The sequence below is a fragment of the Psychrobacter sp. Pi2-52 genome (genome assembly GCF_904846705.1).
In the GTDB taxonomy this organism is placed as follows: Bacteria; Pseudomonadota; Gammaproteobacteria; order Pseudomonadales; family Moraxellaceae; genus Psychrobacter.
Genome location: NZ_CAJHBS010000006.1, coordinates 37,971 through 53,297, shown reverse-complemented (window position 1 = coordinate 53,297; position 15,327 = coordinate 37,971). Strand labels below are relative to the sequence as shown.

General features: G+C 44.1%; 15 protein-coding genes. 7 read left to right on the top strand and 8 right to left on the bottom strand.

Annotated features, from left to right (window positions below; all coding sequences use genetic code 11):
- Positions 1–82 precede the first annotated feature (82 nt).
- Together JMY00_RS05180 and corA are read left to right on the top strand one after the other, a co-directional pair.
- Positions 83–472, top strand: a complete 390-nt coding sequence (locus JMY00_RS05180) for a DUF2237 domain-containing protein (RefSeq protein WP_057759025.1) — start codon at positions 83–85, stop codon at positions 470–472.
- Positions 473–557: 85 nt separating this feature from the next.
- Positions 558–1,772, top strand: coding sequence for a magnesium/cobalt transporter CorA (gene corA / locus JMY00_RS05175; RefSeq protein WP_201579365.1), 1,215 nt, complete (start codon positions 558–560; stop codon positions 1,770–1,772).
- A gap of 79 nt (positions 1,773–1,851) precedes the next feature.
- Here the strand turns inward: corA and JMY00_RS05170 are convergent, their stop codons facing one another.
- Complete coding sequence (locus tag JMY00_RS05170) at positions 1,852–2,370, bottom strand: phosphate-starvation-inducible PsiE family protein (protein WP_057759021.1); 519 nt, start codon at positions 2,368–2,370, stop codon at positions 1,852–1,854.
- 99 nt (positions 2,371–2,469) lie between these two features.
- Positions 2,470–3,348, bottom strand: coding sequence for a bifunctional methylenetetrahydrofolate dehydrogenase/methenyltetrahydrofolate cyclohydrolase FolD (gene folD, locus JMY00_RS05165; protein ID WP_201579364.1), 879 nt, complete (start codon positions 3,346–3,348; stop codon positions 2,470–2,472).
- Between the two features lie 322 nt (positions 3,349–3,670).
- Here folD and rluB point away from each other — a divergent pair, with 322 nt between their 5' ends.
- Positions 3,671–4,597: a 23S rRNA pseudouridine(2605) synthase RluB gene (gene rluB, locus JMY00_RS05160; protein WP_201579363.1), complete on the top strand. Its 927-nt coding sequence runs from the start codon at positions 3,671–3,673 to the stop codon at positions 4,595–4,597.
- Between the two features lie 155 nt (positions 4,598–4,752).
- On the opposite strand, the gene JMY00_RS05155 is transcribed toward rluB, so the two are convergent.
- The 3 genes from JMY00_RS05155 to JMY00_RS05145 all read right to left on the bottom strand — a co-directional run bounded on the left by JMY00_RS05155 (position 4,753) and on the right by JMY00_RS05145 (position 6,933).
- Positions 4,753–5,304 carry a hypothetical protein gene (locus JMY00_RS05155; RefSeq protein WP_201579362.1) on the bottom strand — a complete coding sequence of 184 codons (552 nt, stop codon included), beginning with the start codon at positions 5,302–5,304 and terminating at the stop codon, positions 4,753–4,755.
- 40 nt (positions 5,305–5,344) lie between these two features.
- Positions 5,345–6,031 (bottom strand): hypothetical protein, encoded by a 687-nt coding sequence (locus tag JMY00_RS05150; RefSeq protein ID WP_201579361.1) that lies wholly within the window; start codon positions 6,029–6,031, stop codon positions 5,345–5,347.
- Between the two features lie 173 nt (positions 6,032–6,204).
- A complete protein-coding gene (locus JMY00_RS05145; RefSeq protein ID WP_201579421.1) occupies positions 6,205–6,933 on the bottom strand; it encodes a hypothetical protein in 729 nt (242 codons plus the stop codon).
- 166 nt (positions 6,934–7,099) lie between these two features.
- On the opposite strand from JMY00_RS05145, the gene JMY00_RS05140 reads away from it, so the two are divergent.
- Entirely contained in the window at positions 7,100–7,702 is a 603-nt protein-coding gene (locus tag JMY00_RS05140; RefSeq protein ID WP_201579360.1) for a LysE/ArgO family amino acid transporter, read from the top strand.
- A 115-nt stretch (positions 7,703–7,817) separates the two neighbouring features.
- Here JMY00_RS05140 and JMY00_RS05135 read toward each other — a convergent pair whose 3' ends face one another.
- From JMY00_RS05135 to JMY00_RS05125, 3 genes are all read right to left on the bottom strand, one after another.
- The gene (locus JMY00_RS05135) at positions 7,818–8,459 is read right to left on the bottom strand and encodes a MarC family protein (protein WP_082624565.1); all 642 of its coding nucleotides are present in this window, start codon (positions 8,457–8,459) and stop codon (positions 7,818–7,820) included.
- A gap of 314 nt (positions 8,460–8,773) precedes the next feature.
- Entirely contained in the window at positions 8,774–9,634 is an 861-nt protein-coding gene (gene nadC / locus JMY00_RS05130) for a carboxylating nicotinate-nucleotide diphosphorylase (protein WP_201579359.1), read from the bottom strand.
- Positions 9,635–9,794: 160 nt separating this feature from the next.
- Complete coding sequence (locus JMY00_RS05125) at positions 9,795–10,826, bottom strand: hypothetical protein (protein ID WP_201579358.1); 1,032 nt, start codon at positions 10,824–10,826, stop codon at positions 9,795–9,797.
- Positions 10,827–11,186: 360 nt separating this feature from the next.
- On the opposite strand from JMY00_RS05125, the gene nadA reads away from it, so the two are divergent.
- From nadA to JMY00_RS05110, 3 genes are all read left to right on the top strand, one after another.
- Positions 11,187–12,326 (top strand): quinolinate synthase NadA, encoded by a 1,140-nt coding sequence (gene nadA / locus JMY00_RS05120; protein ID WP_201579357.1) that lies wholly within the window; start codon positions 11,187–11,189, stop codon positions 12,324–12,326.
- A gap of 70 nt (positions 12,327–12,396) precedes the next feature.
- Positions 12,397–14,307 carry an L-aspartate oxidase gene (nadB, locus tag JMY00_RS05115; protein ID WP_201579356.1) on the top strand — a complete coding sequence of 637 codons (1,911 nt, stop codon included), beginning with the start codon at positions 12,397–12,399 and terminating at the stop codon, positions 14,305–14,307.
- A gap of 120 nt (positions 14,308–14,427) precedes the next feature.
- Positions 14,428–15,321 (top strand): phosphatidate cytidylyltransferase, encoded by an 894-nt coding sequence (locus tag JMY00_RS05110; RefSeq protein WP_201579355.1) that lies wholly within the window; start codon positions 14,428–14,430, stop codon positions 15,319–15,321.
- Positions 15,322–15,327 lie beyond the last annotated feature (6 nt).

Genomic DNA, 15,327 nt, shown 5'->3' with positions numbered 1-15,327 from the left:
ATAAGATAATGAGCGTGATTACGGCAGCGTCTTCGGCACAGACTCATGATACACTAACACATATTTTTATCTCGGAAGCCTTATGTCATCTGATTACCACCCAAACCCTGCCATCAACCAAACCAATGTCTTAGGCACCGCACTTGCCAGCTGTTGTTTCGATCCCATCACTGGCTATTATCGCAATGGTTTTTGTCATACTGGCAACCATGATGTCGGTCAACATACCGTCTGCGCCAAGATGACCAGCGAGTTTTTAAACTTCTCTGCCAGTCGCGGTAACGACCTGATTACCCCACTACCTGAATACAACTTTCCTGGTCTCAAACCTGGTGACTACTGGTGCATCTGCGCGCTACGTTGGGTTGAAGCATTGGACTTTGATATTGCACCGCAAATCAAACTAGAAGCGTGTCACGAGAGTCTATTGGCATTGGTAGATATTGATACGCTAAAAAGTTATGCCCTATAGTTAGTATTGGCACACGATAAAACCGTAGCCACGTTCACAGCATATTTGGATTATTGAAGTTTTTTATTATATGACAGGAAAGTATATGGAAAATGATAATAATCAATTGATTAAAAAAACGGCTCATATAGCGCCTGATTCCAATATGAATCATATCTATGCCAATATGAGTGACAAGCATCTCTATTTGGACGATGATGATAGCTATATTTATGGTGATGTGGATGCCACCACTGAAGACACTATCGAGACCATGACGGTCTACGATCCTGACTCTGAACGCTATGAAGATATTGATTCATCGAGCGCAGGCGAAGTGGTCAATTGCTACGCTTACTCACGTAAAACAGGTGAAAACCTTAATAGAGTGGCGCTCAATGATGTGAGTCGTACGCTAGGGAACAACGGTCAATTTATTTGGCTTGGGTTATATGATCCAAGCTTAGAAACCATGGTTAAAGTAAAAGAAGCCTTTGACCTGCATGAGCTTGCGATTGAAGATGCCTTTGCTGATCATCAACGTGCCAAGGTCGAAAACTACGATAATGACATGGTCTTTGTGGTGCTACGTACGGCCAAGCTTGAAGACAATGTCATCCGTTATGGTACTACTGCAATATTTATGGGTAAAAACTACCTGATTACGATTCGCAATGGCCCGTCAAACTCTTATGCGCCAGTACGTGAGCACTGCCATCGTCGCCCCGAAAAGCTACGCATGGGGCCTATCTTTGTACTACATGCTATCCTCGATTTTATCGTTGATAACTATATGCCGATTACCGATCGATTGGGCCGTTACTTGCGCGAGCAAGAGCGCTATGTGTTTACCTCCGAGTTTGATAAAGGCACGCTAAAAAACCTCTATGAGCTTAAATCGCAACTGGTACATATGCGCGCCATTATCTTACCTGTGCAGGACATCTGTAGCTTTTTTATCAATCATAAAAAAAGTGAGATTGTCTCTGGATTTTCTCAAGCCGCTAAGCCGTATTTCCGCGATGTTAACGATCACCTGTTGCACTCACTAGATGCTATTAATGGTCTCAATGAAATGCTGAGTGTGGTGATGAATACCTATATGGCGATGGTCAATATGGGTCAGAATGAAGTCGTCCGTAAGCTCGCGGCGTGGGCAGGTATTCTAGCAGTACCAACAGCTATCGCTGGCATCTATGGCATGAACTTTGACTTTATGCCTGAGCTGCATTGGAAATACTCTTACCTTGTCATAATGGTCATTATTATCGCCTTATGTAGCTATCTGTACTATAACTTTAAAAGATTGAAATGGTTGTAATACCAAACGCTAGGCATAAAAAAGAGCAACCACTGGTCGCTCTTTTTTTATGTTGCTATCTTTTTGTATTGCTATCTAATTATTCACGGCGATGCTTAGTATGGCTATCGGGCGCTTGAGCATTATCAGGCAATAGCGCCTTAACTGTTAGATTTGCATGCTGCTTATCAAGATTATCCTCTGGACGACCAAACGTTTTTGCTGTCCAAGTCAGGATTACAATAGAGCCACTCAGTAGCATGATGGCCACAGAAATTGTCGCAAGCAGCCATAAATGGAAATAGTCTGAAACTGCCTGTACATCAACCACCAAATGTCGTGACAAGGCCGTTATGGCAATAAATATCAAAAACTGTACTGGCAGTCGGTGGGTTTTAAAATAAATCCCTATCATAGCCAGTAGCTCAAGGTAAATAAACAACATCAATATGTCTTTTAGATCCGCTGAACCCTTTTGGACAATATAAATAAACTCTTTACCTGCGGTCCAGACTACCACCACACTGATTAGAAATAAAATAACGTAATGACAGACATCGACAAACTCTCTACCAATACTTTGTAGTCGCTCATGAACACCTACGTTTTTTTTAGCCATGTTTAGGTCCTATCAACTGAAATGTGGTTGATTTAGCCTGAGTCTATGTTACCTCAGGCCCCTTATATATCGGCAATCAGTATTCGTATGACTATTTTTTTAGCCGTTATTCAAACCCGCTGATTTTTCAGCAGCATCGACCGTTTGGCGAATAAGCGTGTTGATAGTCATCGGTCCAACGCCGCCTGGTACTGGCGTATAAGCGCTGGCAATGTTTTCCATGCCTTTCATTTCGATATCACCAACACCGCCATCATCTGTTGGATGGAAACCTGCATCAACGACAACCGCTCCTGCTTTGATCCACTCTGCTTTAATCAATTCAGGTACGCCTACTGCACCAACCACGATATCTGCACGCTTGATATGCGCTGCCAAATCTTGAGTTCTTGAATGGCAGATCGTCACCGTACAGTTAGCATTCAATAGCATCATCGCCATTGGCTTACCTAAGATAGCACTACGCCCTACGACTACTGCTTCTTTACCCGACAGCTCGATATCATAATGCTCTAACAAATGCATGATGCCCTGCGGTGTGCATGAGCCATAAGCTGACTGCTGCATCGCCATACGACCAAAACCAAGGCAAGTCACACCATCGACGTCTTTTGCTAAGTCAATCTGCTCAAAACAAGCACGCTCATCAATATGCTCAGGAACCGGATGCTGTAGCAAAATGCCGTGTACATCTGGATTGCTATTTAACTCATCTATCTTTGCCATGAGCTGCTCAGTGGTCGTGGCACTCGGCATCTCAACGCGTATAGAGTCCATGCCAACACGCTTACAGGCGTTGCCTTTCATACGAACATAAGTGGCAGAGGCTGGATCGTCACCAACCAATATCGTCGCTAAGCTTGGGGTGCGGCCAGTCTTTTCCTTAATCGTATCTACGCGCGTGCGCAGATCCTGTTCTATTTGTTTGGCAAGTGCTTTGCCGTCCAAAACGGTAGCGGATTCTTGGGCAGTAGACATAGTAACTCCAATAGAGGGTACGATATAAAAAAATAAAGACAGCGCGCGCAAATACTTTGCATGCCTGTCCTTTGCTTCGTCAATCTTTGACTAAGAGTAATATTGTACCTGTGTACGCTACAAAATCCTAGCGTAAGATAAAGCCTGCGCACTGATAAATTTTCATAATAAGTCAATTAAACAGTATTACGTATTTATGGGTGAATACATCATTAACCAGTAAGCTATTGGTTTACGTGCTAAATTTGTTAAAATAGCGTAGAATAGTCAATCCAATTTTTTACATTGAGAAATGTAAACCCACCGACTCAAGGATATTATGATGAAAGACGAAAAATTACAGAAAGCACTTGCCCGTATGGGACTTGGTTCACGCCGTCAAATGGAAGAAGTTATCAAATCTGGCCGCGTAACGGTTAACAACGGTCCTGCGACCATCGGTGATCGCGTCTCACAAGGTGATGAGATTCGCGTTGATGGCCGTCAAATCAAATACACTTCTGAAAATGAGAAGCGTCGCCGTGTTATCGCTTACTACAAGCCTGAAGGCGAAGTTTGCTCGGCTAAAGATCCAGAAGGTCGCCCAACTGTCTTTGAACGTTTGCCAAAGCTGACACATGACCGCTGGGTAATGGTTGGACGCTTGGACATTAACTCAACTGGCCTATTGTTATTTACTAATGATGGCGAAATGGCGCATCGCTTGATGCATCCATCTGGTGAAGTTACTCGTGAATATGCCGTACGTGTATTGGGTGAAGTAACGCCTGATATCGCTCGTGCATTGACGGCTGGTGTCATGCTAGAAGATGGCCTTGCCAAATTTGAAGACATCAAAGAAGGCGGCGGCGAAGGCGTCAACAAGTGGTATCACGTCCAGCTAAAAGAAGGCCGTAACCGCGAAGTACGTCGTTTATTTGAGTCACAAGGTCTAAAAGTTAGTCGTCTACTACGTACGCGTTATGGCACGATTGTTCTACCAAAAGAGCTACGTACTGGACGTTTCTTAGAGCTTGATAAAAAAGAAATCAACACGTTGACGGATTTGGTCAGCTTGCGTCCACGTTATGGCACCGGTCTACATGGCGCAGCCAAAGAAAAACAAGAACGTATCAGAAACAAGCCGCTTAAAGCGCGTCGCACTGACACTCGTAGCGATAACCGCAACAGCAGCGCGAAACCTAAAAGTAGCACTAGCCCTGCCAGCCGCGGTACACGTAACACCCGTGATCGTAATGATAAGCGCTAGTTAAATTGGTTTAACATTATTCTAAGTCTTAAATAGGTTTAGGATAAGCATAAAAAAGCGGTCCATGATGAATAGTCATTGACCGCTTTTTTTGTGTCTCTTTATGGGCGTCACAGTTTACAGGCGTCACAGTTGCTCAGTATAGATATAGCGGCTCAGCTATCGTGACTATTAATATAATGCTTCATGACTCGCAGCTCTTTTAGCTGCTCCTCGTCCATTTGTGCCAGTAGTCTATCCAAACGCTGTTCAATATTATCTAAAACACTCTGCAATAACTCACTAGCTTCCAATATCTTGTCGTTATTTTCATTCTTGGCATTTATATTTGTTAATTGGTAATGAGTAGCCAGCATCTCGGGTAACCGTGTTTGCAGCATTTTATTTAATACAAACTGCGCTTCTGTTATCGCTGGTGTCTTATGTTGAGCATGTAATGCTGCTTGATAAGCATGATAGCTGCTTACTTTTTCATCGATACGTTTTAACTGGCGTAGTTGCGGCTCTGACAATGTTTTTAAGTACTGTTTATTTAACGTTAACTGCTGCAAGCTTAATGTGGCTAATGACAAGGGCGCATTGTAATCCTGATACGTGAGTACACCAGGTGAGATACCGACGGCTTTATGAAAAGCTTGCCAGCCTTTTCTACCTAGATAAAAGGTAGTGACGGTCGTTACAATACCGATGCCTATTAAGATACTCATATACGCTTGCTCTTTACCCTTTTACCATTCAACTTTGTATTTACAGCTTAATGTCTTTAGCGCTCACATCTTCACCAGTCGGGCTTTCAATCGCTTGGATATTTACCTCACTGCTAGCATTATTATTGGCATTACTACTGGCATTGCTATCGAGCTTTTGAAACTCTGTGTTGCTAGTAGGATTGTCAAAACGTTTTTGGAGATAGCGATTGGTCGCGAGTAGCTTTTGACCGTCTTGATGATATGACGCGTTGAGCAGGTCATCGAACTGTGTGTTAATTGTCTTAAGCACATCTAACAACGCTTCTTTGCCAGTGACATTAGAATGTCTAATTTTGGTAGTATCAGCAAGCGCACTATCCGTCACATCTAAATCATGTAAGCGGCGATAGTCAGCGACGGCTTGTGGCACATGCCTATCCATTAAGTTTTGAATCATAATATAAGTTTCGTTGACAGTGTCTTTGTCATCAATCTTACCATCATTATTGGTATCGCCATACATGACACGCAGCTTTTCACCCTTTGTATTAATTTGCTCCAGAGCAGTTTTAACGTCGACGGGTAGGCTTTTTTCAGGTATATAACCCAGTTGCGGCATCGCCTTATATTCGAGCATTTTGGGTGCTGTGACTTTTTTAATGCCACGGTATCCTAGATATAACCCAGCCGTTGGCAACAGCCCATACAAAACAAACATTACGAACATCGCAGTCATTTGGGTCATTATATTGTCCTTATTACTTATCAGAATGTCGTGGCTGATTTCTTATGGTTGATATCATTAAACAAAAAAATAAGGCTCTATTAAAGCCCTATATTGTTATGCACTGGGTCGATTTTGTTTTTTGATAATACGTAACCTTTGCGAGTGTTCAAAAAAACATTATTAAAGAACATTTAATTTTGCGTACGGCTCTTAACATAACGATGGGTTGAGGCAAGGCGGTTCAAAACTGTCTGATGCAACTCATCCAATAATTCGTCAAGCTCGTAGTCAATCTCTAAAAACAAATCTGTCAGCATATCACCGGCCGTCATCTTGCCCTGCACCATATTATTTTTGGTGCGATGCGGACTAAAGCGTTGTAGCTGCTCATAATGATGCAATGCCTCAGGGATACTTTCGGACACTAATTTATCGATGACGAACTGACGCTCGTTATGTTGCTGCTGTTGCTGTTCGTTAAGCTCACTACTCCACTCACGATAACGCTTTAGCTTACCGTTGATACGGTCTAGTATCGCAACGGCTTCAATAGGCATGGCATTTAGGGTGGCCTCATCGACCACATCAACAAGCTCAGTCATAATCGGACAACGTCCATGTTTGAGATACCATAAAGTATCTGGGTCAAAAGGCGGTCTATTGGTTGGGCGCATTTGAGCACGATTACTCAGATAGCGATCAGTCAAAGGCGTGGATGATTGGCTATCACTGACTTGTGCCAACGCATCACATATACGGTTTACACGTTCAGGCGGAGTCAGTGTAGAACGCTCTTGTACTGCGTGATTGCTATCACTATTGGCAGCAGCATCCCGTTCATGATTGATACTCATCTCCTGAGCATTCTTTGCTGCCAACGTCGGTAGGTCATCTTGAGCTTGCCCAAATGACTGTAGCATTCTTGTCAAACTGACTACCATGACTTGCTCTGCCCCTCGTCTATTACACTCACATTGTGCGCATATTGCATACATTCATTCAATAGCGTATCTTAGCAGGTTTTTGCTGGCCTGCCAGTAAGCAAAATGTCACCATTCCTACACGCCAACCGTTAAGCACCGTATTATGAATGCTCCCGATTATATCTCTGGTTTCCTACTTGGGTTATCTCTCATCATTGCTATTGGCTCCCAAAACGCTTTTGTACTTAAACAAGGTCTCAAACGCGAGCACATATTTTTTGTTTGCTTGTTTTGTGCGGTGAGCGATGCGTTTTTAATCTCAGCAGGTGTTGGTGGTTTTGGTGCAGTTACGGCTCGCTATCCTCATGTTATAGATATCGCAAAAATAGCAGGTGTTATATTTTTATTAGGGTACGGCTTACAGAGTTTGTATGCCAGCATACGTGTGTCACACGCTTTGACTGTTGAAGGACAAGTCGTGACTAGCTTAAAAAAAGCCTTACTACTATGCTTTGGTTTTACTTGGTTAAACCCGCACGTCTATCTAGACACATTGGTACTCGTCGGCATGGTCTCTACAGGTGCAAGCAGCAAATTGACGTTTGCCGCAGGTGCAATTAGCGCCTCGTTCTTTTTCTTCTTTGCGCTTGGGTATGGGGCGCGATTACTCAGGCCTCTATTTGAGAAACCTAAGGCATGGAACATACTGGATGCTTTAGTAGGGTTACTGATGCTGTATCTGGCGTGGCATTTGTATCAAAGCTGATAGAGGTATAACTGAGAAATGATAGATAAGCTGAGTGTTGAATAAACTGAATGACGTCGATATCCGCTAACCACTGTATAAATATATATGGTTAGCGGTAGTATTAATTAATTATTTACATCAAGCTAGGAAAGAGCGTACGCAGTCCATTAACGATAATCTCGATAGAAACGGCGGCCAATAGCATACCCATGATACGGCTCATGATGTTCAAGCCAGTATCGCCTAGTAAGCGACTGATTCGACCTGCCGCCATCAACGCCAAATAGCAAAACAGACTGATAAATAAGCCAGCAATCAAAATGGCAGATACCTGCAAAATACCTGATACTTGTGAAGAATAAATGATAACCGTTGAGATCCCACCAGGCCCAATCATCATCGGAATCGCTAGGGGAACCACAGCAGCTGCCATTGAGACTGGTGCATCTTTTACATGATCAACATCGAAGTTCTCTTGATCAGGTTTAACAGGGTTACCCTCTCCATTCATCATATTTAGGGCAATTAAAAACACCAATATACCGCCTGCCAATTGGAACGAGCCGATAGAAATACCAAGGGTTTTTAGTAGCGTCTCACCTGCAATCGTAAAAAAGCTGATGGTAATAAAAATGGTCAGACAAGCAACGCGCGCGACCTTACGTCGATTGTTCATCGAATAGCCGCGAGTCAAATCTAAAAATAACGTCAATGCGCTAAATGGATTGATCAATACCATAAAGGCTAGGATTATCTTGATAATTTCAGTATTCACTGAGCGCTCGCTTGTCTATTGATACCGCTTGTGCAAAAAGATAAGGTCATCGTGCAAGTGCAACGATGACCCAATAGGCAACTAAAAATAGCATTGTAGCTTATATTCTAACATAGGCAGATAAGCTAATAAAATCATTAACTTTGCGCCGTCACGCCTACATATCACCTTAGTAAAGCTTCAGTGTAAAAACAAGCATTTAACAGATTATTAGTACAAGCTATCAGTATAAATTACCGATCTATTAACTCGGTGATAGCCCTTGTCATAAAATCGAGCGCATGTAGCGCTATTAGCCTGTATTACGTCTGCACTTATGCACTAAAATCTAGCCCAATATCTAAGGCTGTCGTACTATGCGTCAAATAACCCATCGCGATAAAATCAACCCCTGTACTTGCTGCCGCTTGTACCGTTTCAGGCGTAATACCACCTGAGGCTTCAGTCTTTGCGCGCCCCTGACACATAGCAACCGCTTGCGATAACGTTTCAGGCGACATGTTGTCTAATAGTACTAAACTCACACCTGCATCCAGTGCCTGTGCTAATTGCTCTAGCGTATCAACTTCGACCTCAATAGGAATCAGATGCCCAGCAAATTTCTGTGCTTGCTGAATGGCTGTTTTTATATCACCAGCAATAGCGATATGATTGTCTTTAATTAAAAGCGCATCATCCAACCCCAAGCGATGATTGCGTCCGCCGCCGCAGCGTACGGCGTACTTTTGTACAATACGTAAGCCTGGAATGGTCTTACGCGTACAAGTAATTTGCGCAGGATATTGCGCCACACTATCGACAATTTGACGTGTCGCTGTCGCAATACCACTGAGATGGGTCATAAAGTTCAGTGCCGTGCGTTCTGCAGTCAATAAATGACGCGCGTTACCTTTTACGGTTGCTAACACTGCGCCAGCCTCTACTGTTTCTCCATCCTGTACTTGTGCAATAAACTCGATTTGTGCATCGACTAAGGCAAAAGACAAACGTGCCAAATCGATACCACATATCACGCCTGCTTGCCGCGCCTTGATCTGTAGCTGCGCTTGCATATCAGCTGGGATAGTAGCTTGCGACGTTACATCACCACGCCTACCCAAATCTTCAGTTAGTGCATTCTCAACCAATGGTTTAAGCAATACGTCATCCAATGCTGGCTCTTTTTCAATTGTCATCTTTGACCCTTATCTAGGCATGATATTGATAGAAACTGCTCGTTATTTAAACTCAAAATGAGCATAAATATAGCGTAAAGTTAGCGCCCCTGCAAGGAAAGGTGACAAATTTTTCGTTTTACAAACCGATTTAGAGATACAACGGACTGGATTGAAACGACTATTTGCGCTTAGGAAGTTTGCTGTCCATCAATAAACTCTGTAATTCAATATCATGGCGGAAGCGATATAACTTGGCAGGACGACCGCGCTGAGCAGTACTACTCTCTCCTGTCTCCATTACCAAGTTTTGTGAATCAAGCAATCGACGAAAGTTTTGCTTGTGCAAACGCACGCCTGATAACGCCTCAACACTCTGCTGCAACTGCGATAAGGTAAAGACGTCTGGCATCAGACCAAAAATAAGCGGTCTATATTCAATCTTCGCGCGCAGTCTTGAGATAGCAGTAGCAATCACGCGGCGGTGGTCGTAATACATCGGTACACCTATGCGTTGTGACCAGTCCTCTGGCAAAGCAACAGCCTGATAGTTAGGCGGATAATTAGGGGCTTCAGGTATCAGACCTGCTTCATAAAGCATCTCATAACGTAGTAATACATGCTCTGCAATCCATTCTCTACTTTCATTATCGTGTTCGTGGACTGATTGACTGTCAGTGAGTTTACCACTTGCCAAAAACGCTTCGTCCAGCCCCCAACATAAGCCAATGCGCTGACGCCTGCGCTGTTGAACAATCGGGTCGTTGGCAGTATTAGCCCATTCGAGTAGCGCAGGCACGATAAAGTCCATAATAATACTAGGCATACCGTCCAGATGATTTTCCCACGGGAAATAATCATACCAATCTCGCCATAGCGCTTTGCTTTGGAGTGCCTGCGTTTGCGTCTCTTGCACCAAACCCAAATAACTCACATACACCAACGCATGGCCGTCGATGTTGCGTCTATTGGTGTCGACAAAGGTATATAACTGCTCCAAATATCCAAGCGGTTGCTGCGTTTGCTCCTCTACCCACTGACGTACGCCCGCTTGTAGCGAGCGATGTAGCGGCATAAGTGGCCCATTTGGCAACAGCTTACCTTTGTCAACGGTTAGAACGCGCGCGATATGATCGGTGATAGCGACCAATACGGCGACCACTTCTGTCGTGCCGCTACCTTGCTGGTGCGCATGTGAATAAGACAACGTCATGGCTTTGGGAATTATCCTTTTTCTCTGAAATGTGAAAGGCTATTGGGGTTAATAGCCTTGGTATGGCTTAGTATAGCTCGAATCTAAAACTATCATAGTCTGTGGTTGTAAGTATGAAAAATCAATGGCGATAAATAGTCATAAGATGCATAAATTAGCACTATTTTTAAGCTCAGTACGGCTTAATTGCACATCGCTTTGAGCACTAAAACCTAATCTTTTGACTTATTGAGTATAAAAAACCACTTGTAATTATGCTCAAAATGAGCATAATTAAGATAACCTATAAATTTGTTATGTCTAATTACCCATTTTTTAGCACACACATTTATCGTTATTGCACCAACAAAGGCTGCCATTATGAAAAAATATCCTTACGACGCACCTATCATGAGTACGGACAATCGCATCGCCACTCAGATGAACATTGAATATGCCAAGGCTAAAATGCCAGCAGACTTGCCTCGCGCTGAACGCATCGTGGTCGAAGAAAATATCAAGAAGCTACTGAAAGAGAATAATGCCGTACTGGTAGCACACTACTATGTCGATCCTTTTATACAGGATTTGGCATTGGCAACGGGTGGCTGTGTCGGCGATTCGCTTGAGATGGCACGCTTTGGTCAAGCCCATGATGCCCAAACATTGGTTGTCGCTGGTGTGCGCTTCATGGGTGAATCGGCAAAAATATTGAGTATGGAAAAAACCGTACTGATGCCAGATTTGGAAGCCGAGTGTTCACTTGATTTGGGCTGCCCTGCTGATGAGTTTTCCGCATTTTGTGATGCTCATCCTGAGCGTACCGTTGTGGTGTATGCCAATACGAGCGCAGCCGTGAAAGCACGCGCAGACTGGGTAGTGACCTCATCCGTTGGTATCGATATCGTCCGTCACTTACATGCTCAAGGCGAGCCTATCATTTGGGGGCCTGACCGTCATTTGGGTAAATATATCGCGCGTGAGACTGGTGCAGATATGCTGCTTTGGCAAGGGTCTTGCCTCGTGCATAACGAATTCAAAGCCACTGAACTTTTGCAATTAAAAGAGGAACACCCAGAGGCCAAAGTCTTGGTACATCCTGAGTCACCTGATAGCGTAGTTGAACTAGCTGATGTGGTCGGCTCGACTAGCAAACTTTTGCAATCAACGTATGAGATGGATGCTGATACCTTTATCGTCGCTACTGATTTGGGCATATTGCACGAGATGCAAAAACGCTCACCAAACAAGCAATTCTTGGCCGCACCAACTGCTGGTGAGAGTGCAAGCTGTAAGAGCTGCGCGTTTTGTCCTTGGATGGCCATGAACGGTCTAAAAGGGATTGAACAGTGCTTAACCAATCAAAGCGGTGAAGTGCTAATGACACCTGAGCTGGCAGTAGCAGCTAAGAAACCATTACAACGGATGCTCGATTTTGCTGAAGCGCAAAAGCAACGCGTAGCCGCCAGTGGCGACATTGTAAAAGACCGTGCGCTGTTCGCTAACGTTGGGGCAGCCTAGCATGAATCAGTCGCATTCAGTTGATCGTCCCAGCACCACTCGCTATGAAAATAACAGGAGCAGCAGTGATATGAGTAATATGATAAAAACTGATGTTCTTATTATTGGGGCTGGTCTGGCAGGCTTGAGCACCGCGCTATCTCTGCCGAAATCACTGAATATCACTGTTTTAAGCAAAGCCGCACTTGAGGTGTGCTCAAGTCACTACGCTCAAGGTGGTATCGCAGCTAGCTTAGACACGGCGGACTCTGTGACTGATCATGTCGCTGATACCTTAATCGCTGGTGCAGGATTGTGTGCGACGGACAATACTGCTCGTATCTTGGGTGCAGGACAGCAAGCGGTGCAGTGGCTATGCGAGCAAGGTGTGCCATTTACTCAATCTAATTTAACTAAAGAAAATGATAATACACCTGATTTTTCAGTCTTAAAAACCAGTGACTTACACTTGACTAAAGAAGGCGGTCATGGCTGTAGACGTGTGGCTCATGCGGATGATGCAACGGGTCAACACGTGATGGACGCATTAAACATCAAAGCACAGACTGCGGCCAATATCACTATCTTGCCTTATCATGAAGCATTAGAGTTACTGACTTCACTTCTGATTAGCAGCTCCTCTTTTAGCATAAACGATAGCGAGATTAGACATTGCCGAGGGGCGTTGGTCTTTGATCATGTAAATAAGCGCCAACTCACCATTCATAGTTCAGCTGTCGTACTCGCTAGTGGTGGCTTAGGTCAGTTATTTAAGCGTGCCAGCGCGCCTAATGTCTGTGTTGGTGATGGCGTCATGATGGCATGGCAAGCAGGCTGCCGCTTGGCAAATTTAGAATTTATTCAATTTCACCCAACGGGTCTGGCATTAGATGACAGCAGCTTTTTGATATCTGAAGCATTACGCGGTGAAGGTGGACGACTGTATTGTCCGCAGACTGGCGCGCGCTTTATGTTAGATATTGATGAGCGCGCTGAATTGGCGCCACGCGATATCGTCGCTCGAGCAATAGCCAATCAGATTAGTAGTAACGGACTTGGCTATGTACACCTTGATGTCAGTCACTTGCCAGCTGCATTCATACAAGCGCATTTCCCGCAGATTTATCAGACGCTGCTAGCACTCGGCATAGATATGACCACAGACCCTATTCCGGTCGCTCCGACTGCCCATTATAGTTGTGGCGGCGTGGTGACTGATGCCAATGGATTGACCGATATTGCAGGGCTGTATGCAGCAGGTGAAGTTGCTTATACAGGGCTGCATGGAGCCAACCGCTTAGCAAGCAATTCATTGTTGGAGTGTGTGGTGGTTGGTCGCAACATCGCAGCTAATTTGCCATGTTACTTAACAAAATTGGATCGCTTAAAGAACTTAGAGGCTTTAGAGAAAACGGCTGAAGCTTTAGAAAAAATACCGCAGCCACATACGACAGCCTCTTATGGACTGCATCAGTTAGCTGCCGATATTTGGCAATATCCGACACTAGAAAACACGCAATTTGTCATCTTGCCATCTTCCAAGCAGTTATCACTCCCAATTTATAAGGCTGATAAAGCATTTCATTCTGAAGTAGCTATTGCAGAGATAACTATAGCATTGAAAGCTCTTTTGACCGCCAATATGGGCATCACACGTAGTGCCAAACAGTTAGAGCAAGCATTGCGACAAATTGAGCAGTGGCAAGAGTCAATCGAACATACTGAGATCATGCTACCTGATATGAGTAGTAAAGCCCCTACTACTGACAGTGAGCTTGCCATTTTTCAATTGGCGAGGCAATTAGCGTTAGCAGCGATGATTGTTCAATCGGCTTATCAGCGTTTTGAGAGTCGCGGTGGGCATTACCGTGAGGATTATCCTAACTTAGCTGAAACGCCTTTGACCAGTATCATTTTGCCACGGAGAGACGCTACGCTTAACTCCTTTTCGCACGTTATAGAAGACGAGCGTTATCCGATACCTGTTACTGACCATATTTAAGCCTACGACAGATAATAACTAAACCCATCAAGAGGATATCTAACACTATAGTTAAAGAGGCATTTAAGCTATCATTATGGATAGGCTTAAAATATTACCTCTTCTTTGAGTGTCCACGGTATGGCTTCTGATATTGTGTTTGTGATTGCCCTAATGATAATCGTCAGTTTGGCTTGGAGTGTACTTGCCGTACCTCGTCTGCGCAAACGTTTGCCAAAAATCTACTTGATAGCCCGCTCGTGGTGGTTGATGTTAGCCGCGCTCTGCACTTGCTATGTGATTGCAAAAATAACGCACGATACGCCAGGTTCTTATTCGCAAGCATATCCCTATCAATGGCTGCTCATTTTATTTTTTATATTAATTGGTCTACGCGGCAGCTACGAGATTAAACGCCTATGGTGTTTACGCAGTAAAGCCGTGCTCATTTATAAACTCCAAGGGCAAGGTTTACAGCCAAGTACTCCCCTGCTAGCGAAAACCTCTCTCAATCTGACTCAACACTATACGCGGCTCAACTTCTTAGACCTGCTACTGAGTGTTACTTTCCTCTCACTCATTATTAGCCTTATTATCTTGCAGCAACTGACCTGGCAACGCGAACAATATGGTGTTTTACTCTTCGTATTATTTGCCAGTCAGTTTAATGATATTGCCCAATATCTATGCGGAAGACTGCTTGGACGTAAGCTGTTTAAACGAGGTCTAGCGCCGATTATTAGCCCCAATAAAAGCATTGAAGGTGCTGTCTTTGGCAGTTTAGTTGCGGCAATGTTGGCATCAGTATTAGGTCTTTGGCTCACTCCTTTTACTTGGTGGGTCTGTCTATTAGCTGCCTATGGCTTGGCGGTAAGCGGTATATTTGGAGACTTATTAGAATCAGCCTTTAAGCGCCAGCACGGGGTGAAAGACACCGGAACGATGCTCGCTGGTCATGGTGGGGTATTAGATCGGATAGACAGTTTGCTGATTGGAGTGCCAGTATTTACCCTACTCTACTGGTTGTTTGGTTAAATCTAG